Here is an 18519-nt window from a genome sequence, read left to right as displayed (position 1 = left end):
GCGAAATCTGGAAACCACATCGTCATTCCGCTGCGATCCCTTCCAGACGGTCTTCCATCTCATCCGCCGCGCGTTGCAGCGCGGCCAATGTCTCGGCGTCGGGCTGCCAGTAGTTGCGGTCGGACGCTTCCAGCAGCCGCTGCGCCATGCGGTTGCTGGCTTCGGGGTTCAGGCCCGCCAGGCGTTTGCGCATCGCCTCGTCCAGCACAAAGGTTTCGGACAGGCGCTGATAGACCCAAGGGTCGACGTGCCCGGTGGTGGCCGACCAGCCGAAGGTGTTCGACACCTGCGCCTCGATCTGGCGCACGCCTTCGGCCCCGTGCTTCAAGAGCCCCTCATAGAACTTGGGGTTCAGGCTGCGCGACCGGGTCTCCAGCGCGATCTGGTCGCGCAAGGTGCGCACCGTGCCCGCACCACGGGTCTGATCGCCGATGAACACCGGGGTCTCCTGCCCGCCACGCGCGCGTTTCACCGCGCGGGCGATGCCGCCCAGCGTGTCGAAATAGTGGTCTACGCTCGTGACGCCCAGTTCGACCGATTCCAGGTTTTGATAGGCCAGATCGACATCTTTCAGCGCCTTTTGCAGCAGCGCCCCGTTCTGCACCGGCTTGCCCGAGCGGCCATAGGCAAAGCTCTTGCGCGACTCGTAGGCATCGGCCAGCTCATCCTCGGCGCCAAAGGCGGAGGATCCGACCAGCACGTTGACGTTCGAGCCATAAGCCCCCTCGGCATTGGAAAACACCCGCAGGGCCGCCACATCCATGTCGACGCCCATCTCCTGCGCATAGACAAGCGCATGGGCGCGGACAAAGTTCTGCGACAGCGGTTCCTCGGCGGTGGCGGCCTTGTACGCCGCCTCGGCCAGCATCCGGGTCTGCAAGGGCAAGAGGTCGCGGAAGATGCCCGACAGGGTCATCACCACGTCAATGCGGGGGCGGCCCAGTTCGGCCAGCGGGATCAGATCGGCCCCGCAGAGCCGCCCATAGTGATCAAACCGGGGCTTTGCGCCCATCAAGGCAAGCGCCTGTGCAATCGGGCCGCCATCGGATTTGATATTGTCGGACCCCCACAGCACCAGCGCCACTGAGCGCGGCAGCCGCTCTGCCGCGGCCAGCAGGCGCCCGGCCTGTGCCGCACCATCCTGCATGGCAAAGGCGGTTGGCATGCGGAACGGGTCAAAGGCGTGGATGTTGCGGCCCGTCGGCAGAATTTCCGGCGCGCGGATCAGATCACCCCCCGGCACCGGGCTGATGAACCGCCCCGACAGCGCGCGCAGCAAGGCGGGGATCTCATGCTCTTCGCGCAACAGACGGTCGGCTGCCGCCTTGTCGGCGGTGTCAGGCATCAGGTCGAGCATGGCGGCGCGGGCGGCATCGGTCATCTTGCGGCCCACGACGTGGAAGCCATCGGTGATCAGTGCGCCCTCGGTCTCCAGCAATTTGATCCACAGCGTGTCCAGATCGCTGGCATCCAGATCGACGGCAAGCGCCTGCACCATGAGCAGGTCGATCAGCTCCAGCCGCTCCGGCGCGTCCGCAGGCAAAGCACGCAGGCGGGTCAGCGTGTCCTTCACATCGGCCAACCCCTTGTAGAGCCCCGATTGCGCCAAGGGTGGCGTCAGATGGGTGATGGTGATCGCGTTCGAGCGGCGCTTGGCAAGTGTCGCCTCGGACGGGTTGTTGGCGGCATACAGGTAGATGTTGGGCAGGTTGCCGATCAGCCGGTCGGGCCAGCAGGTTTCCGACAGGCCCGCCTGTTTGCCCGGCATGAACTCCAGCGCGCCATGCATGCCGAAATGCAGCAGCACATCGGCGCGGAAGTCTTCGCGCAGCCAGCGGTAGAAGGTGGTGAAGGCATGGGTCGGGGCAAAGCCCTTCTCAAACAGCAGCCGCATCGGGTCGCCTTCATAGCCGAACACCGGCTGCAGGCCCACGAACACATGGCCCATCTCGCGCCCCAGCACAAAGACGCCCCGGCCATCGGTCTGGATGCGGCCGGGGGCAGGGCCCCAGGCAGCCTCGACATCGCGCAGCCAGCGGGTCTTGGCGACCACCTCGGCGGCAGGCACCATCGCCGCCACATTGGCGGGCTGGCCATACATCCGCGCCGATCCGCCCAACACCGCCTCGCGCAGATCCTCCACGCTTGCGGGCGGGTCCACCCGGTAGCCTGCGGCCTTCATGGCGTGCAGCATGTTATGCAGCGACTCGAACACCGACAGATAGGCCGCCGTGCCCGCCGCCCCGGCATTGGGCGGAAAACCGTAAAGCACGATGGCCACCTTGCGGCCTGCCACATCGGACCGGCGCAGATGCGCCAGACGTGCCACCTTGTCGGCCAGTGCGGTGATCCGCTCAAAGCAAGGGGCCATGGCGCGGGTTGCCAGCGCCTCGGCGCTTTGCGGCTGGCACTTCTGCGCGCAGCCAGTGCAGCCATTCAGATCATGCCGCCCGGCAAAGACGGTGGGGTTGGTCGCGCCGTCAATCTCGGGCAGGGCGATCAGCATGGTGGTTTCCACCGGGCCAAGCCCGCCTCCGCTCGCGCCCCATTGGCCAAGGGTCTGAAATTCCAGCGGATGCGCGGCGATGTAGGGCACATCCAGCGCCTGCAAGGCCGCCACCGCCGCCGGGCTGTCATTGTAGGCCGGGCCGCCGACCAGGCTGAACCCGGTCAGCGACACCAGCGCATCGACCGTCGCCCTGGCAGGCCCGGTGAAAAACGCCTCCATCGCCGCGCGGCCATCCAGACCCCCGGCAAAGGCCGGCAGCACGGCGATGCCCTTGGCCTCGAACGCCGCGATCACCGCGTCGTAATGCGCGGTATCGCCAGCGAGGATATAGCTGCGCAGCATCAGCATGCCGACGGTGGCCACCGCGCCTTCGGGCCGGGGGATCACGCTGGCATCGGTGGTGATGCGATGGGGCAGGCTGGGGTGATAGAGGCCGACATCGGGGTAGTCGATCGGGGCCGCCGCCTTGATCTTTGCCCAGTCGCGCTTGCCGGAATAGCGGCTGACCAGAAAGCGCACCATCGCTTCCAGATTGTCATCCGAGCCGCCCAGCCAGTACTGCATGGCCAGAAACCACGCCCGCAGATCCTGCGCCTTGCCGGGGAAATACTTCAGGATCTTGGGCAGCCGCCGCAGCATCGCCATCTGCTTCTGGCCAGACCCGGCCGACGGCGCTTTTGATCCGCGCAGCTTTTTCAGCAGCGCCATCGGTCCCGAGGCCTCGACGCTCATGTCCAGATCGCCCATCCGGGTCAGCTTGACCACCGACGGGTCGGCAATGACGCCGACAAAGGCATCACAACGGCTTCGTGCGGCCTGCAACTCGGGCAGGATGGCGGAAATGTGCTCTTCGATGAACAACAGGTTCGCCACCACGAAATCGGCGCGGGTCACCGCCGCTTTGGCCGCTGCCAGCGCGGCCGGGTTTTCCGCCCATTCCGCCGCCGCGTGCACCGACACTTCGATCCCCGGAAAATCAACTGCCAGCCGGGGCGCGATCCGCGCCGCCGGACCTGCCGCATGGGCATCCAGCGTCACGATCACGAAACGGTAAACCCCGTCGCCCTGCGGCGCAGTCATTTCCGGCGATGTGTATCGGTCATCGCGCATAATGGGCCTTTGCCTCATACAGGGTTTCAACAGAAATCTCGGCCACGCCCTGCTCTGACGCATAGGCCTCGGTGTTGCGCCGGGCCTTGCCACGCACAAAGAACGGGATCTTTTTCAGCTCGCGCTCGGCGGCGGCCAGCCAGACCGGCTGCCCTGCCTGCCCTTGCGCATTCATCTTGGCCAAAATACTCCCGCCGGAGGCACCCGCAGGTTCCGCGAAGGCCTCCGCCTCAGAACCGTCCCGCAGATCCGCCTTGCCGCCGTGGTGGCTGGGGCCTGCATCGGAGTGAAATTCGAAATCCTCGCGGAACATCGTCAGCAGGTGCTCTTCCAGCCCCATCACCAGCGGGTGGATCCAGGTGTCAAAGATCACATTCGCGCCCTCGAACCCCATCTGGGGCGAGTAGCGGGCGGGGAAATCCTGCACATGCACCGGGCTGGAAATCACCGCGCAGGGGATGCCGAGGCGTTTGCCGATGTGGCGTTCCTGCTGGGTGCCGAGGATCAGTTCGGGGGCGGCGGCACTGATCGCGTCTTCCACCTCCAGATAGTCATCGCTGATCAGCGCCTCCAAACCGTAAGCCTTGGCGGCGGCGCGCATGGGCCGCGCAAATTCGCGGTTGTAGCAGCCCATGCCGACCACTTCGAAGCCAATCTCGGTGGCGGCGATGCGGGCGGCGGCGATGACATGGGTGGCGTCGCCGAACAGGAACACACGCTTGCCGGTCAGGTAGGTGGAGTCGACGGAGGCCGACCACCAGGGCAGGCGCAGGGCGGATTCGTCAACCTGGGGTGACAGGCCGGTGAGCGCTGCCACCTCGTGCAGAAAATCGCGGGTCGCGCCGACGCCGATGGGGACCGTTTTGGTCCATGGCTGGTTGCAGGACCGCTCCAGCCAGCGGGCGGCGGATTCGCCGGTTTCGGGGTACAAGAGCACGTTGAAATGCGCCTGACCCATGCGGGCGATGTCGGCGGGCGATGCCCCCAAGGGGGCGGCCACGTTGACGGCAATACCCATCAGGCCCAGCAGTTTCGTCACCTCGGCCACGTCGTCGCGGTGGCGAAAGCCGAGGGCGGTGGCCCCAAGCAGGTTGCAGGTGATGGTTTGCGTGCGCGGCATGGGCTTTGCGAGGGCGCGGCACAGCTGATGAAAGGTCTCATCCGCGCCGAAGTTTTCCTTGCGCTGATAGCTCGGCAGATCCAGCGGGATCACCGGGCAGGGCAGGTCCAGTGCGCCGGCCAGACCACCGGGATCGTCCTGGATCAGTTCGGCGGTGCAGCTTGCCCCGACGATCATCGCCTGCGGCTTGAACCTTGCATAGGCGTCGCGTGCGGCATCCTTGAACAGGTTGGCGGTATCGGCCCCCAGATCGCGGGCCTGAAAGGTGGTGTAGGTGACCGGCGGGCGGTGGTTGCGCCGTTCGATCATGGTGAAGAGCAGATCGGCATAGGTGTCGCCCTGCGGCGCGTGCAGCACATAGTGCAGGCCGGTCATCCCGGTGGCGACGCGCATCGCGCCGACATGGGGCGGGCCCTCATATGTCCAGAGGGTGAGCTTCATGGCTGACCCCCGGTTCCGGGGCGCAGACCTGTCGGATGCAGCGCCCCCCCACCCCAGCCGTCGGGGGCATGCCCCGACCCCACGAGGGGGGAGGGAGCCTCCCCTCCCCCTTGTGGGGAGGGGATGGGGGAGGGGGGCATGGTGCAAGGTGTCCGGGCGGCGCGCGTCGTGGCAGCCCGCAGGACAGTCTGAGTATTTGTGCCAAGATGAAGGGCAAGTGTCATGCTGCACCTCCGGCGGTCAGCAGGGCCTTGCGGCGCAGCGGGCGGCTGAACAGGGCGGCGAGATCGCCCGCCTGTTCGTAGAAATGCACCGGCGTGAACACCAGCTCGATCGCCCATTTGGTGGTATGGCCCTTCGCCTCCAGCGGGTTGGCGAGGCCAAGGCCGCAGACGGTAAGGTCGGGCTTTGCCGCATGCTGGCGGTCGAGCTGGCGGTCGACATCCTGCCCCTCGCTGATGACCGGGCCTTCGGGCAGCAGGTCAAGGTCGGGGCCGGTGATGGCGGCGTGCAGAAACGGCGTGCCGACTTCGAGCGGGGTCATGCCGCATTCGCGGGCGAGAAAGCGGGCGAGGGGGATTTCCAACTGGCTGTCGGGAAAGAAGAACACCGATTTGCCGTTCAGGGTTTCCGCATGGGCGGCGACGGCTTTGGCGGCGCGGGCGCGGGGGGCGGCGGTGACCGCATCGAAATGCGCTCTGCTGACGCCGAATTCCTGCGCGATGGCCCAGAGCCACAGCGTGGTGCCCTCTTCGCCAAACGGAAAGACGGCGGGCAGGGGGGTGGCCCCGCGCCGGATCAGGGCGGCGTGGGTGTCGCCGAGAAAGGGTTGCACCAGCGCAAAGACGGTGTTGGGCCCGACGGCGGGCAGGTCGGTGGCGCGGCGGGCGGGCAGCATGCGGACCGGCGCGATACCAAGCTCCGCCAGCAGCGACAGGCACTGATCTTCGACCACATCGGGCAGCGCGCCGACCACCAGCAGCTCGCGCGCATCCGTTGCGGCCAGGGTCGGGACCATGGCGGCCAGGCAGGCATCTTCACCTTGGGTAAAGGTGGTCTCGATGCCGGAGCCGGAGTAATTGTAGACCCGCACATGCGGGGCGTGCAGTCCGGACAGCCGTTCGGCGGCGCGGGCCAGATCCAGCTTGATCACTTCCGAAGGGCAGGAGCCGACGAGGAAGAGTTGCTTGATGTCGGGGCGGCGGGTCAGCAGGCGGGCGACTTCGCGGTCAAGCTCGGTATTGGCATCGGCCAGACCGGCAAGGTCTTTTTCTTCCAGTATAGCGGTGCCGAAGCGGGGTTCGGCAAAGATCATCACCCCGGCGGCGGATTGCAAAAGGTGCGCGCAGGTGCGCGAACCGACCACCAGAAAGAACGCATCCTGCATCTTGCGGTGCAGCCAGATGATTCCGGTCAGGCCGCAGAACACCTCACGCTGGCCACGCTCTTTGAGCACGGGGGTGTCACGGCAGCCGCGGGCGGGGGAATCGAGGCTCATGCTGCCACCCCATTGGCATCGGGGGCCTGCGCCTCTGCCCCGGCATCAAGGCGGGCCTGCCGCAGTTTCCACAGGAACTGTCCAGCATTGATGACATAGGTGACATAGGCGGCAAGCGCGACGGTCATCTGCGCCGCCGGATCGAGCGCTCCGGTGATCAGGCCATAGAGATAATAGGTGTGCAGCGCGATGACGGCAAAGCTGACCACATCTTCCCAAAAGAACGCCGGCGCAAAGAGATACTGGCCAAACACCACCTTTTCCCAGATCGCGCCGGTGACCATGATCAGATACAGCAACGCGGTCTTGATCAGAATCGATACGGTGGCGGCAGCATAGCCATCGCCGGTCCACAGGAATCGCAGCACCAGCGCCAGCGACACCCCGAAAGCGAGGAACTGCAGCGGAGCAAGAATCCCCTGCACCAGCGTCCATTTCGTGGCATCGCGGCGGGCGCGTTCAGCCTTGGTGTAAAGCTGCCGGCGCGCTGCTGGCGGGTTGGATGAATATGATGGCTTTGGCTGCATGTGCCGCGGCCCCTCCCTTGGTCTATGGCTCTTACAGGTTAGACTCGGGGGTGAAAGTGTCAACTAAAACTTACACTAATGAGTCGATATCTGTCAGATGCGGCAGACGCAGGACGCGCGTGCACAATCCGAAGATGCGACCGTTTATTCCAGCGGATCAGAGAATTGCGCGCTGTTTTCAAACTGTGCCCGCTCAGGATGTGTCAATTTGATTTGACAATATACGGGTGCTGGGCGACATTCGGGCTCAGGAGCGCATCATGTTTGGAAAATCCTGTGCGGTTCTGCTATGCGTCCGGTCCGGCTGTTGAGGCGGGACCGGCAAGATGGTTTCGGAGCCAGGGATGCAGGATGGCAACTTTTCGGTGGATGGGCTGCGCGGATTGAGCGGTGTGGGCATCACCCGGCTTGCGACCGATGCGATGGCCCGAGTCGCGGCACGCGACAGTGCGGCCTGTGCCGCGCTGAAAGAGCCGGTGGTGGCTGCCATGATGGCGGCAGCGGGGGCTCGCGATCCGGGCGCGATGGACCGGCTCTGGTCCGATTTCAGGCGGTCAAAGATCTCTGACAGGATGCTGGCCGATCACTATATCCCCGAAGTGGCCCGCAGGCTGGGTCGCAAATGGGAAGACGACACCGCCTCGTTTGCCGAGGTGAGCATCGGGTCGGCCCGGCTGCAGACCTTGCTGCATGAGGTGAGCAAGGGCTGGGTGGCGGGCGGGACGGGCGCGCCGGCGGCGGGGACCGTGCTGATGATCGTGCCGATGGGCGAGCAGCACACGCTGGGCGCGGTCGTGGCGACGGGATGGCTGCGGCGCAACGGGGTTTCGGTCTGCCTGCGGATTGCGCCGACACAGGCCGAACTTGCGGCAATTCTGGCGCAACGGCGTTTTGACGGCGCAATGATTTCGGTTGCCTGTCACGAAAAGCTTGAAACTTGCACCGGCTTGGTGAAAACCCTGAGGGAAGACTCTTCAGCCGGACTGCGCATCGCCTTGGGAGGGGCGATACTGGAACTGCAACGGGGGGAAGACGTTTCGGCTGTATCAGGGGCGGATATCGTGACCAACGATCTGCCAAAAGCGGTAGAGGCCCTGGGCCTGACCGCCAGGCGGACCCTGATGGCGGTATAACTCAAAGCGCGCCAGCCGGTGTGCAGCAAAAGAACGGATAGTCAGGTGACTACGGATGGACGGCACCTTTTGAATGGCGGAAAGCTTCCGCTGATCGCGCCCGAGTTGTTGGGCGAAATCATTGCCTCTGCCGGTGATCTTGCGCTCTTGATCTCCCCCTCCCACAAGGTTGTCTCGGTTCTGGTGAACCCGGCGCATGGCATTCAGGCCCGGGTTGCGGATTGGGAAGGCGTGTCGCTGCAGTCAATTCTGGCGGGCGAAAGCTGGCGCAAGCTGGAGGCGCGGCTGGCCGATCTGGGCAACCGGCGCACCCCGGCGGTGATCGAGCTGAACCACGCCGACCGGACCGCCTGGGAATTTCCGGTGCGCTACAGCCTGCACAAGATCGGGTCCGACGACTCGGTGCTGATGATCGGCCGCGATCTGCGCCCGATTGCCGAGGTGCAGCAGCAGCTGATTTCGGCGCAACTGGCGCTGGAGCGGGACTATGAGGCGCAGCGCGAGGCGGATACCCGCTACCGCGTGCTGATGGAGGTGGGGCGCGATCCGATTGTCATCGTGTCGATGTCCACCGGGCGGATCACCGATCTGAACGCGGCGGCGGCGACCCTGTTGGGCGGCAGCCGGGCCGATATGATCGGGGCCGCCATCGCGCAGGAGTTTGAGGGCCGGCGCCGGGGCGAGTTTCTGGAAAGCATGGCCAATCTGGCGGTGGCCGAAAGTGCCGGGCCGATCGAGCTGTCGGCGCGCCGGTCGCAAAAGCGGCTGCTGGTGACGCCGACGATGTTCCGCGCGGCGGGTGAGCGGCTGTTGATGTGCCAGCTGGACCATGCCGACTCGGTGATGCCGCAGGGCGATGACCTGACCGGCAATCTGGCGCGGCTGTATCAGGATGGCGTCGACGGGATCGTGTTTACCGATGCCGATGGCGTCATCGTCTCGGCCAATGAGGCGTTTCTGAACCTGACCGACAGCGCCAATACCGCGTCGGTCCGGGGGCGTTCGCTGGGCGATTATCTGGCGCGCGGTGCGGTGGATCTGCGGGTGTTGATGGATAACGTCAAGCGTACCGGGCAGTTGCGGCTCTATGCGACCCGGCTGACCACCGATTTCTCGGGGCAGACAGCGGTAGAGCTGTCGGCCAGCTGGCTGAATGACCGGCCCAACCCGGTTCTGGCACTGGTGGTGCGCGATGTCAGCCGCGCCGACAGCCTGCGTCGTCCGGCGGGCGTGCCGAATGAAGAGGGCATGCGCAATGTGATGGAGCTGGTGGGGTCGTCCACGCTGCGCGACATTGTGGCCGAAACCACCGATGTCATTGAGAAAATGTGTATCGAAACCGCGCTGGAGCTGACCCGCAACAACCGGGTGGCGGCGGCAGATATGCTGAGCCTGTCGCGGCAATCGCTGTATGTAAAGCTGCGCAAATACGGGCTGATCAACAAGGACAGCGACTGATCCGGCATTTGTCACGGCCCCTTTCTTCGGGCTTTCACCTGGCTGAAATACTCTCTGGGGGTCCGGGGGGCGAAGCGCCCCCGGGGCTTGCCCTCAAGTGCCCGGCCTTCCCGCTGATCTGACGCCCTCGGGCAGAATGTGTAAGGATAAATTTACACAAATTGCCATCTGACCCCTTGCCCGACTCTCGATTGTCATGTGTAGTTGACAGATGACCGTCAGCATCGCCCCCTTTGCCCGCACCACGCCGCAGCCCCGCGCCATGCTGGAGTTGATCAAGCCGATTACATGGTTCCCGCCGGTCTGGGCCTATCTGTGTGGCGCTGTGTCGTCGGGCGTGGCGCTGTCGGGGAACTGGGGGATCGTGATCCTTGGCATGGTGCTGGCCGGGCCGGTGGTCTGCGGCATGTCACAGGCGGCAAATGACTGGTGCGACCGCCATGTCGATGCGGTGAACGAGCCGGACCGACCGATCCCCTCGGGCCGGATACCGGGGCGGTGGGGGCTGTATATCGCGCTGGCGATGACGGTGCTGAGCCTCGCCATCGGCTGGCTGCTGGGGCCATGGGGCTTTGGCGCAACGGTGGCGGGGGTGATTGCCGCCTGGGCCTATTCGGCCGAGCCCGTGCGGCTGAAACGTTCAGGCTGGTGGGGGCCGGGGCTGGTCGGCCTGTCCTATGAGGGGCTGCCATGGTTTACCGGGGCGGCGGTGCTGCTGTCAGCGGCACCCCGGTTCGAGGTGGTGATCATTGCGCTGCTTTATGCGCTTGGCGCGCATGGCATCATGACACTGAATGATTTCAAGGCGTTGGAGGGCGATCGCCAGCATGGCGTGCGCTCCTTGCCGGTGGTGCTGGGGCCAGAGGTGGCGGCGCGCATCGCCTGCACCACGATGGCGATGGCGCAGGCCGTGGTGATCGCGCTCCTGCTCATCTGGGGCGCGCCCTGGCATGCGGGGGCGGTGACCCTGCTGCTGCTGGCGCAGGTGCTGGCGATGCGTCGTTTGTTCCGCGACCCCAAGAAATATGCGCCCTGGTACAATGGCACCGGCATCGTGTTCTACGTCTCGGGCATGATGATCGCCGCCTTTGCCCTGCGAAATCTGGGGGGTGCGGGATGAAGCTCAGCTGGCTCCAGATCATCCGCCTTGGCCTTGTGCAGATGTGTCTGGGCGCTGTGGTGGTGCTGACCACCAGCACGCTGAACCGGCTGATGGTGGTCGAACTCGCCTTGCCCGCGCTGGTGCCCGGGCTGCTGGTGGCGTTGCATTACGGCATCCAGATCACCCGGCCGAACTGGGGGTTCCGGTCAGACACCCGCGGCAACCGGACGCTGTTCATCATCGGTGGCATGGCGGCCCTCGCCGCAGGCGCGTTTCTGGCGGCAGTTGGGGTTGTCATGATCCCGGCGCAGCCTGTGGCCGGGCTGGCGCTGTCGGTCGCGGCCTATGCGCTGATCGGTGTGGGCGTGGGGGCCTCCGGCACCTCGCTGCTGGCGCTGCTGGCCACTGCCACAGCACCCCAGCGGCGCGCAGCGGCGGCGACGATCACCTGGCTGATGATGATCTTTGGCATTGCCGTCACGGCGGGCACGGTTGGCCATTTCCTCAAGGACTACACTCCCGGTCTGTTGCTGGAGATTGTCGGCATCGTCACCCTCGGCGCGGTATTGCTGACCACGCTGGCGGTCTGGGGCATTGAAGCGCAGGTGATCGCCGAGCGTGAGGCCGATCCGGCCCCGTTCCGCGAAGGCCTGGCACAGATCTGGGCCGAGCCGCAGTCGCGGGCGTTTACGCTGTTCGTGTTCCTGTCGATGACTGCCTATTTCATGCAGGAGCTGATCCTTGAACCCTATGCCGGGCTGGTTTTCGGCTTCGGCGTCGGGCAGAGCACCCAGCTGTCGGGGGCGCAGAATGGCGGGGTGTTCCTTGGCATGCTGGCGGTTGGCATTGCCGCCACCGGCTTGCGCATCGGCACGCTGCGGCAATGGGTGGTGGCGGGCTGTCTTGGCTCTGCCGTCGCATTGGCGGGGATTGCGATGCTGGGGCAGATCGGGCTGGGGCTCTTGGTGCCTGCAGTGATCGCGCTGGGGTTTTTCAACGGCATGTTTGCGGTGGCGGCCATCGGCTCGATGATGGCGCTTGCCGGGCAGGGGCGCGGCGCGCGCGAAGGCACGCGCATGGGCCTGTGGGGGGCGGCGCAGGCGCTTGCGGCCGGGTTCGGCGGCCTGCTGGGCGCGGCGAGCGTGGATCTGTTCCGGCTCTGGCTGCCTGCCACTTCTGCCTTTGGGCTGGTGTTTCTGGCCGAGGCGGCTCTGTTTATGATCGCCGCCCTGATCGCCCTGCGGGTGATTGAGGCGACCAAAGGGGGGCGCGACACGCGGCCCCCTGCCATCGCCATTCCGGGAGAATGACCATGCAGTATGATGTGTTTGTCGTCGGCGGCGGGCCCTCGGGCGCGACCGCAGCCGAGGATCTGGCCCGCGCCGGCTACCGGGTGGCGATGCTGGACCGGGCCGGGCGGATCAAGCCCTGCGGCGGCGCGATCCCGCCGCGCGCCATCCGCGATTTCGACATTCCCGACGCGATGCTGGTGGCAAAAATCCGCACCGCCCGGATGATCAGCCCTACGGGGCGCGCCGTCGATATCCATATCGAGGGCGGCTATGTCGGCATGGTGGACCGGGAAGAGTTCGACGAATTCCTGCGCGACCGCGCCGCGATGACCGGGGCCGACCGGCTGACCGGCACCTTTCTGCGGGTGGAGCGGGATGCGGCCGGAACCCATGTGATCTGGCGCGACAAGGCCAGCGGCGACGAGCGGCGCAGCCGCACCCGGCTGGTGATCGGGGCCGATGGGGCGCGTTCTGCCGTGGCACGGGCCGAAGTGCCGGGCGGCGACAAGATTCCTTACGTCATCGCCTATCACGAGATCATCAAGGCCCCCGAAGGCGGCTTTGCTGCCAACGCCGATTACGACCCGATGCGCTGTGATGTGATCTATGACGGCAAGATCAGCCCGGATTTCTACGGCTGGGTGTTCCCGCATGGCAAGCATGCGAGCGTCGGCATGGGCACCGAGGTGGATGGGGTTGACCTGAAGGTGGCGACCGCCGCCTTGCGCGCCATGTCGGGCCTGACGGGGTGCGAGACGATCCGCAAGGAGGGCGCGCCGATCCCGCTCAAACCTTTGGATCGCTGGGACAATGGCCGCGATGTGGTGCTGGCGGGCGATGCGGCGGGGGTGGTGGCGCCTTCGTCGGGCGAGGGGATTTTCTACGCCATGGCCGGGGGCCGCGTGGCCGCCACGGCGGCACAGGCGGCGCTGCTGTCGGGCCGTGCGAAAGACCTGCGGCTGGCGCGCAAGATGTTCATGCGCGAGCATGGCACGGTGTTCCGGGTCTTGCGCTCGATGCAGGATGCCTATTACCGAAGCGACGACCGGCGCGAGCGCTTTGTCAGCCTGTGCCATGACATTGATGTTCAAAAGCTGACGTTCGAGGCCTATATGAACAAATCTCTGGTCAAGGCGCGGCCGATGGCCCACGTCAAGATCGGGATCAAGAATATGGCGCATCTGTTGGGGTTGGTATCGCCGAAGTGGTCATGAACGCAGAAGAACTGATCCCGGCTTGGGTCGATGGCACGCTTGTCCCCGTGGGCAAGCTGGAGGTGCATCAGCGCGGGCTGCGGCACAAGGCGGTGTCGGTCTTTGTGACTGACCGGGGCCGCGTGCTGATCCAGCGCCGCGCGCTGTCAAAATACCACACGCCGGGGCTTTGGGCCAACACCTGCTGCACCCATCCCCGCTGGGAGGAGGATGCTGCCACCTGCGCTGTGCGCCGCCTGCGCGAAGAGCTGGGGATCACTGGTCTGGTCCCGGCCTTTGCCGACCGGGTGGAATACCGCGCCGATGTTGGCGGCGGTCTGATCGAGCATGAACTGGTCGATATCTTTGTCGCCGAAGCCGGGCCTGGGCTGGGGATAGCCCCTGATCCGGATGAGGTGATGGACACCCGTTGGGTCGATCTGCACGATCTGTCGGCTGAGGTGCAGCGCAGCCCGGAGCGGTTCACGCCCTGGCTGCGGATCTACATGACCGAACATATGGCGCGGATATTCGGGGCGGGCGTCGGGGTGGGGCGCTAACGTCTTTCGGTGCGCCGCCCCCCACCCCCAGCCCCTCCCCACAAGGGGGAGGGGAGGCGCTTTTACGTAAATTGCCTGCCTGTGTTGCCACCCGAAGCGTTGACCATCGGACGCGCCGGTTTTGCCAATCGCCTCCCTCCCCCCTCGTGGGGGAGGGCTGGGGTGGGGGGGGCGCCATCAAATCCGCGCCGCCAGCCATGGCAACAGCACCGCCGCCACCTGATCCGCCGCCTCTTCGTGGACCAGATGGCCAAAGCCTGCGATTTCGGCATAGGTCGCGTCCGGCATATGCGCCACCGCATCGCGTGAGACCTTTGGCGGCACGGCCGTGTCGCGGTCTGACGCGATCAGCAGAACCGGCTCTTGCAGCGAGGGCAGCCGCGCCATCAGCCCGTCGAGCCGCCATTGCGCCATCATCCCCAACGTGCCGCCAACATGGGCGGCGTCGCGCACCAGCGTCAGGTACTGCGCCTGACCCGCCGCATCCAGCGGCGAGCCGGTGCCGGTCAGCAGTTTGTTGACCGTGGCCGGAGTGCCCCAGAGCTTTGCCACCGCCGCGCCGACAAAGGGCGTGGCGGCCAACGCGCGCGCCATCAGCGGAAACATCACCCCCGCCGCGCCGTCAAATGTGCCAAGGGCGGCGTTGATGCCGATGATCGCGCGCAGCGGGGTCAGGTCGGCCATGCGCAGGGCAATCGCCGCCCCCGCCGAATGGCCGATCACCGCTTGTGGCGCCACGCCCGCGCTTTGGCACAGGCGGGTCAGATCTTCAGCCATCGCGTCGAGGCCCAAGCGGCGCATGCCGCCCGGGCGGGTGCAGCCCTGACCGGGCAGGTCGGGCACGATCACACGGTACGTCTCTGACAGCAAAGGGATCAGCGCGCGAAAGCTGTGGCCCGATCCGCCCGCGCCGTGCAGCAGCAGAGCCACGGGCGCGTGTTTTGCCCCGGTGTCGATCACCCACCAGTCATGCGGGCTCACGCGGATGTGCCGGGCGTCGGCCCGGTAGGGCCAGTCGGCGGGCAGGCGGGCGCTGTCCATCCGCTAGTCCCCCAGGGCCGCAGACAGCACGCCCGACAACCGCCGCGCATCGGCACGCGGCAGGGCGAGGTAGGGGGCATCCATGCGGCGCGCCATCTCGGCCAGACTGGGTTGCGGGCGGTTGGCGGTGTCGATCACCACCGCAGGCACCCCCGTGGCGCGGATCGCGCGGGCCAGCCGCTGCGCGTCGTCGTCGGCCTGTGCGCGGTTGGCGCTGCCATCCAGCGCGATATTGCCGCGCCCGTCGGTCAACAGCGCAATCGTGGGCGTCAGCCCGCGCGCGCGGGCCTGCGTGGCGGTCGCCATCGCCAGCTGCATCCCGGCGGCCAGCGGCGTGCCACCGCCGCCCGGCAGACCGGCAAGGCGGCGCTTGGTCTGCACAAGGCTGCGGGTGGGCGGCAGGATCAGCTCGGCCCCGGTGCCGCGAAAGGCGACCAGCGCCACATGATCGCGCCTTGCATAGGCGGCGGCCAGCAGCAGTTCCACCGCGCCCTTGGCCTCGGCCAGCCGGGCAAAGGCCGACGAGCCGGAGGCATCGACGGCAAAGATCAGCACCCGGTCAGAGGTCTCGCGGAAGCGTTTCACCCGGATATCCGACGCGCGCACCAGCAGCACCGCATCGCTCTGCGCCGATCTGCGGCGCAGGGGTTGCCAGGGCGCGGCGGCGCGCAGGGTGGCGACCAGATCAATCCGCGCGCCGGACCCCAGCCTGCCGGGGCGTGACGGCAAGGGGCGGCCGCGGCGGTTGCCGCTGCGCGCGGCCCCGGTGCCGCTGGCGCCTTTGGCGGCGCGGGCGGCGCGGCCTGCGGTCAGCCGCGCCAGAAGGTCGGCGGGCAGCGCGGCGCGGGCGGCCTCGACCAGCATCTCCTCGGGGATCGACTGGCTTTGGTCGGCGCTGTCTTGCGGAGTTTCCTCGCCCGGATCGGGGGGCGGCGGTTCCGGCTGGTCTTGCGGGGCTGCCTCGGACACCGGCAGGGCGCGGTGGCCGTAGATCAGCTCGGCGGCCTGACGCAGGTCGGAGTCGTCAACGCTCATGCGCCCCGCCCATGCGGCCAGCGCCCGGGCGGCGGCCATCGCCAGCAAAGGCGCGCGCAGCGAGGCGATGCCCAGCTCTGCCGCCGCGCGGGTCAGGGCGCGCGCGGCATCGGGCGGCAGGGTGACGGTGGGCAGCAGGGCGCGGGCCTCGGCCAAGGCTTTGTGATCCATGGGAATTTCGGCGGTGTCGGACCACGCGATGCCGTCGAGATCCAGAAACAGCCCCAGCCGGTCGGTCAACGCGAGGGGCAGGCCCTCACCCTCCTCCGCCGCCTCATCCAGCGCAATCAGGCAATGGCCCCGGGCATCCAGCGCGTGGGCCAGCCGTGCCGACAGCCCCGGCGGCACCCGTTCCGCCATGGTCAGCACCAAAGCCGCAGGCTGCGACAGCAGCCCGCGCGACGTGACCGGGCGGCCAGTGGCCAGCGTGGCGGACAGGTCCAGCCCGCCATAGAGCGCGTCATCGGCAAGGCCGGGGTGCAGCCGCACCACCGGCAGCGGCAGCGCGGTCAGCGCCGCCGTCACGCGGTCACGCACGGCGCCTGCACGCGCGCGCAGCCACAGGCCCTTGAGCCCCTCGGGGTCGATGGCCAGCAGCTGCAGGGCGAGGGGGATGCGGGACCAGTCCATGAGTGCCTACGGCAAAACCTCATCCACCATGCGCGCCACGCGCACGCCAGACCCCGCCTCATCCAGCGGATCGCGGCGCAGGCGGTGCGACAGCGCCATCACCGCCACCGCTTTCAGATGGGCGCGGGTCACGGTCTGCACCGCCTCAAACGCCGCCTGCGCGCGGGCGGCGCGCAACAGCGTCAGCTCGCCCCGCAAGCCATCAGAGCCAAGCGCGATGCACAAGGACGCGCAGTCGTGCAGCAGGGTGTTGGGCGTGGTCAGCTGCGGCAGCGCCACGCGGGCCGCAAGGATACGGTCGCGCAAGGCACCATCCGCCGCCTGCCATTCCGGCATGAAGGCGTCATAGCCGGTCTCATAGGCATCACGCCGCAGGATCACTTGCACCCGGGTGTCCACATCGCGGGGGCTGGTCACTTCCACCGACAGGCCAAAGCGGTCAAGGAGTTGCGGGCGCAGTTCACCCTCCTCGGGGTTGCCGGAACCGACCAGCACAAAGCGCGCGGCGTGGCGGATCGACAGCCCCTCGCGCTCCACCACATTTTCGCCGGACTGGGCCACGTCGAGCAACAGGTCAACGATATGGTCTTCCAGCAGGTTGACCTCATCAATATAGAGATAGCCACGATTTGCGCGGGCCAGCAGGCCCGGCTCAAACGCCTTTTCGCCACGCGTCAGCGCGCGTTCGATGTCGAGCGCGCCGACAACGCGATCCTCGGTCACGCCGAGCGGCAGATCGACCACCGGGGTCGGTTTGCGGATGATCTGCGTGGCGGTCACCTGTGCCCAGTCGGGGCACTGATCGGGGCGGGCGGAGTTGACGGGGCAGCCCTCTACCGCGTCAATCTCGGGCAAAAGTGCTGCCAGTGCGCGCACGGCGGTGGATTTGCCGGTGCCCCGGTCGCCGAACACCAGAACGCCGCCGATCCCGGGGTCGATCGCGGTCAGCACCATGGCCTGTTTCATCGCCTCTTGCCCGACGATGGCCGAGAACGGAAACGGCTGGCGCGAGGGGGTGCGTTTGGGCAGGGCGTGAATTTTCGGGGCGGTCTCAGCTTGCATCAGGCGGCGTCCTTTTCCTGTCTCAGCCGGGCCAGCGGATCGCCGCCCTCCCAGCTGCCCGCTGTGCCCAACAGGGCAAAGCGGGCGTAAAGTTCCTCGGCAAACCAGTTGCCATCGCGGACGGCGGCAATCGCCTGCCCGTGCGGGCCGTTGCCGCGCGCGAACCGGGCCATGCTGGCGGCATCGGGCCAGACCGAAAACGTGACCTGATGCAGCAAGGGCACCTCGCCGATGCCGATCTTGAAGACGACATTCGGATCGCAGCCGATGGCGGCGGAAATGTCGGGCACCCGGTCCCAGAACCGCAACGCGCGGCCGGGGCGGATGGTGGCGCGGGTCAGGGCGATGACGGGGCCGCTGCCGGGGCTTTGGCCGGTGGGGGTGAAGGGGTTTACCCCCGCCCAGGCCCCGCGCGCCGAGGTGGGGTCCAGAAACAGCGTCCAGCTTTCCGCCGCGCGGCTGCGCCAGCGGGCAAAGACCGGGCTGGTCGCCACCGCATCGCGTGCCGTGGCCTCATCCGGCCAGGTCGCAAGGATCGCCCAGACACCCCAGTTCGGCTCTGGCGTAAAGCCCTGTCCGGTGCCTGATCCGCACAGCTTCCAGAACAGCGCGCGGCGTTCGCGGCGCAGGGTCAGGCGCGCGGCGGCCATCTGGCCGATCACCCAAAGCCGGGGCAGGGCCCCGGAAAAGCGGAACAGGCTGAGGGTGGCTGTGGGAATGGATCTGCCCTCCGTCTGGCGTTTGTGTAAACTTAGTCTGACATTAATCGCGCGCAAGAGAAAGCGACAACTCTGGATTTCTGAATGGA

At 66.9% G+C, this 18519-nt stretch carries 14 protein-coding genes; 6 read left to right on the top strand and 8 right to left on the bottom strand.

Going from position 1 to position 18519, the window contains the following annotated elements:
* Window positions 1–22: 22 nt before the first annotated feature.
* The 4 genes from J2X53_RS12220 to bchF all read right to left on the bottom strand — a co-directional run bounded on the left by J2X53_RS12220 (window position 23) and on the right by bchF (window position 7205).
* Window positions 23–3589: a magnesium chelatase subunit H gene (locus J2X53_RS12220; RefSeq protein WP_349037861.1), complete on the bottom strand. Its 3567-nt coding sequence runs from the start codon at window positions 3587–3589 to the stop codon at window positions 23–25.
* Between the two features lie 19 nt (window positions 3590–3608).
* Entirely contained in the window at window positions 3609–5180 is a 1572-nt protein-coding gene (gene bchB / locus J2X53_RS12215; RefSeq protein ID WP_349037760.1) for a ferredoxin:protochlorophyllide reductase (ATP-dependent) subunit B, read from the bottom strand.
* A 220-nt stretch (window positions 5181–5400) separates the two neighbouring features.
* Window positions 5401–6678: a ferredoxin:protochlorophyllide reductase (ATP-dependent) subunit N gene (locus J2X53_RS12210; RefSeq protein ID WP_349037759.1), complete on the bottom strand. Its 1278-nt coding sequence runs from the start codon at window positions 6676–6678 to the stop codon at window positions 5401–5403.
* A complete protein-coding gene (gene bchF / locus J2X53_RS12205) occupies window positions 6675–7205 on the bottom strand; it encodes a 2-vinyl bacteriochlorophyllide hydratase (protein ID WP_349037758.1) in 531 nt (176 codons plus the stop codon). Before bchF ends, J2X53_RS12210 begins: the two co-directional genes overlap by 4 nt.
* A gap of 326 nt (window positions 7206–7531) precedes the next feature.
* Here bchF and J2X53_RS12200 point away from each other — a divergent pair, with 326 nt between their 5' ends.
* The 6 genes from J2X53_RS12200 (at window position 7532) to idi (ending at window position 13943) form a co-directional block, all read left to right on the top strand.
* Window positions 7532–8338, top strand: a complete 807-nt coding sequence (locus tag J2X53_RS12200) for a hypothetical protein (RefSeq protein WP_349037757.1) — start codon at window positions 7532–7534, stop codon at window positions 8336–8338.
* 45 nt (window positions 8339–8383) lie between these two features.
* The gene (gene ppsR / locus J2X53_RS12195) at window positions 8384–9796 is read left to right on the top strand and encodes a transcriptional regulator PpsR (RefSeq protein ID WP_349037756.1); all 1413 of its coding nucleotides are present in this window, start codon (window positions 8384–8386) and stop codon (window positions 9794–9796) included.
* A gap of 211 nt (window positions 9797–10007) precedes the next feature.
* Window positions 10008–10916, top strand: coding sequence for a chlorophyll synthase ChlG (chlG, locus tag J2X53_RS12190; RefSeq protein WP_349037755.1), 909 nt, complete (start codon window positions 10008–10010; stop codon window positions 10914–10916).
* Window positions 10913–12208 carry a BCD family MFS transporter gene (locus tag J2X53_RS12185; protein ID WP_349037754.1) on the top strand — a complete coding sequence of 432 codons (1296 nt, stop codon included), beginning with the start codon at window positions 10913–10915 and terminating at the stop codon, window positions 12206–12208. Before chlG ends, J2X53_RS12185 begins: the two co-directional genes overlap by 4 nt.
* 2 nt (window positions 12209–12210) lie before the next feature.
* Window positions 12211–13404: a geranylgeranyl diphosphate reductase gene (locus tag J2X53_RS12180; RefSeq protein ID WP_349037753.1), complete on the top strand. Its 1194-nt coding sequence runs from the start codon at window positions 12211–12213 to the stop codon at window positions 13402–13404.
* Window positions 13401–13943 carry an isopentenyl-diphosphate Delta-isomerase gene (idi, locus tag J2X53_RS12175; protein ID WP_349037752.1) on the top strand — a complete coding sequence of 181 codons (543 nt, stop codon included), beginning with the start codon at window positions 13401–13403 and terminating at the stop codon, window positions 13941–13943. Before J2X53_RS12180 ends, idi begins: the two co-directional genes overlap by 4 nt.
* 177 nt (window positions 13944–14120) lie before the next feature.
* Here the strand turns inward: idi and bchO are convergent, their stop codons facing one another.
* The 4 genes from bchO to crtA are packed head-to-tail and all read right to left on the bottom strand — an operon-like array spanning window position 14121 to window position 18487.
* Window positions 14121–14984, bottom strand: a complete 864-nt coding sequence (gene bchO, locus J2X53_RS12170; RefSeq protein WP_349037751.1) for an alpha/beta fold hydrolase BchO — start codon at window positions 14982–14984, stop codon at window positions 14121–14123.
* 3 nt (window positions 14985–14987) lie between these two features.
* Window positions 14988–16649, bottom strand: coding sequence for a magnesium chelatase subunit D (locus J2X53_RS12165; RefSeq protein WP_349037750.1), 1662 nt, complete (start codon window positions 16647–16649; stop codon window positions 14988–14990).
* 6 nt (window positions 16650–16655) lie between these two features.
* The gene (gene bchI / locus J2X53_RS12160) at window positions 16656–17711 is read right to left on the bottom strand and encodes a magnesium chelatase ATPase subunit I (RefSeq protein ID WP_349037749.1); all 1056 of its coding nucleotides are present in this window, start codon (window positions 17709–17711) and stop codon (window positions 16656–16658) included.
* Window positions 17711–18487: a spheroidene monooxygenase gene (gene crtA, locus J2X53_RS12155; RefSeq protein WP_349037748.1), complete on the bottom strand. Its 777-nt coding sequence runs from the start codon at window positions 18485–18487 to the stop codon at window positions 17711–17713. Before crtA ends, bchI begins: the two co-directional genes overlap by 1 nt.
* Window positions 18488–18519: the final 32 nt, after the last annotated feature.

This window comes from Pseudotabrizicola sp. 4114 (genome assembly GCF_031457365.1).
Taxonomy (GTDB): domain Bacteria; phylum Pseudomonadota; class Alphaproteobacteria; order Rhodobacterales; family Rhodobacteraceae; genus Pseudotabrizicola.
This window is presented reverse-complemented; position numbering and strand designations above follow the sequence as displayed.

Bases quoted from the DNA above. Each gene is read 5' to 3' on its own strand.
- J2X53_RS12220 (WP_349037861.1), bottom strand. From the start codon at position 3,589: ATGACTGCGCCGCAGGGCGACGGGGTTTACCGTTTCGTGATCGTGACG.
- bchB (WP_349037760.1), bottom strand. From the start codon at position 5,180: ATGAAGCTCACCCTCTGGACATATGAGGGCCCGCCCCATGTCGGCGCG.
- J2X53_RS12210 (WP_349037759.1), bottom strand. From the start codon at position 6,678: ATGAGCCTCGATTCCCCCGCCCGCGGCTGCCGTGACACCCCCGTGCTC.
- bchF (WP_349037758.1), bottom strand. From the start codon at position 7,205: ATGCAGCCAAAGCCATCATATTCATCCAACCCGCCAGCAGCGCGCCGG.
- J2X53_RS12200 (WP_349037757.1), top strand. From the start codon at position 7,532: ATGGTTTCGGAGCCAGGGATGCAGGATGGCAACTTTTCGGTGGATGGG.
- chlG (WP_349037755.1), top strand. From the start codon at position 10,008: ATGACCGTCAGCATCGCCCCCTTTGCCCGCACCACGCCGCAGCCCCGC.
- J2X53_RS12185 (WP_349037754.1), top strand. From the start codon at position 10,913: ATGAAGCTCAGCTGGCTCCAGATCATCCGCCTTGGCCTTGTGCAGATG.
- J2X53_RS12180 (WP_349037753.1), top strand. From the start codon at position 12,211: ATGCAGTATGATGTGTTTGTCGTCGGCGGCGGGCCCTCGGGCGCGACC.
- idi (WP_349037752.1), top strand. From the start codon at position 13,401: ATGAACGCAGAAGAACTGATCCCGGCTTGGGTCGATGGCACGCTTGTC.
- bchO (WP_349037751.1), bottom strand. From the start codon at position 14,984: ATGGACAGCGCCCGCCTGCCCGCCGACTGGCCCTACCGGGCCGACGCC.
- J2X53_RS12165 (WP_349037750.1), bottom strand. From the start codon at position 16,649: ATGGACTGGTCCCGCATCCCCCTCGCCCTGCAGCTGCTGGCCATCGAC.
- bchI (WP_349037749.1), bottom strand. From the start codon at position 17,711: ATGCAAGCTGAGACCGCCCCGAAAATTCACGCCCTGCCCAAACGCACC.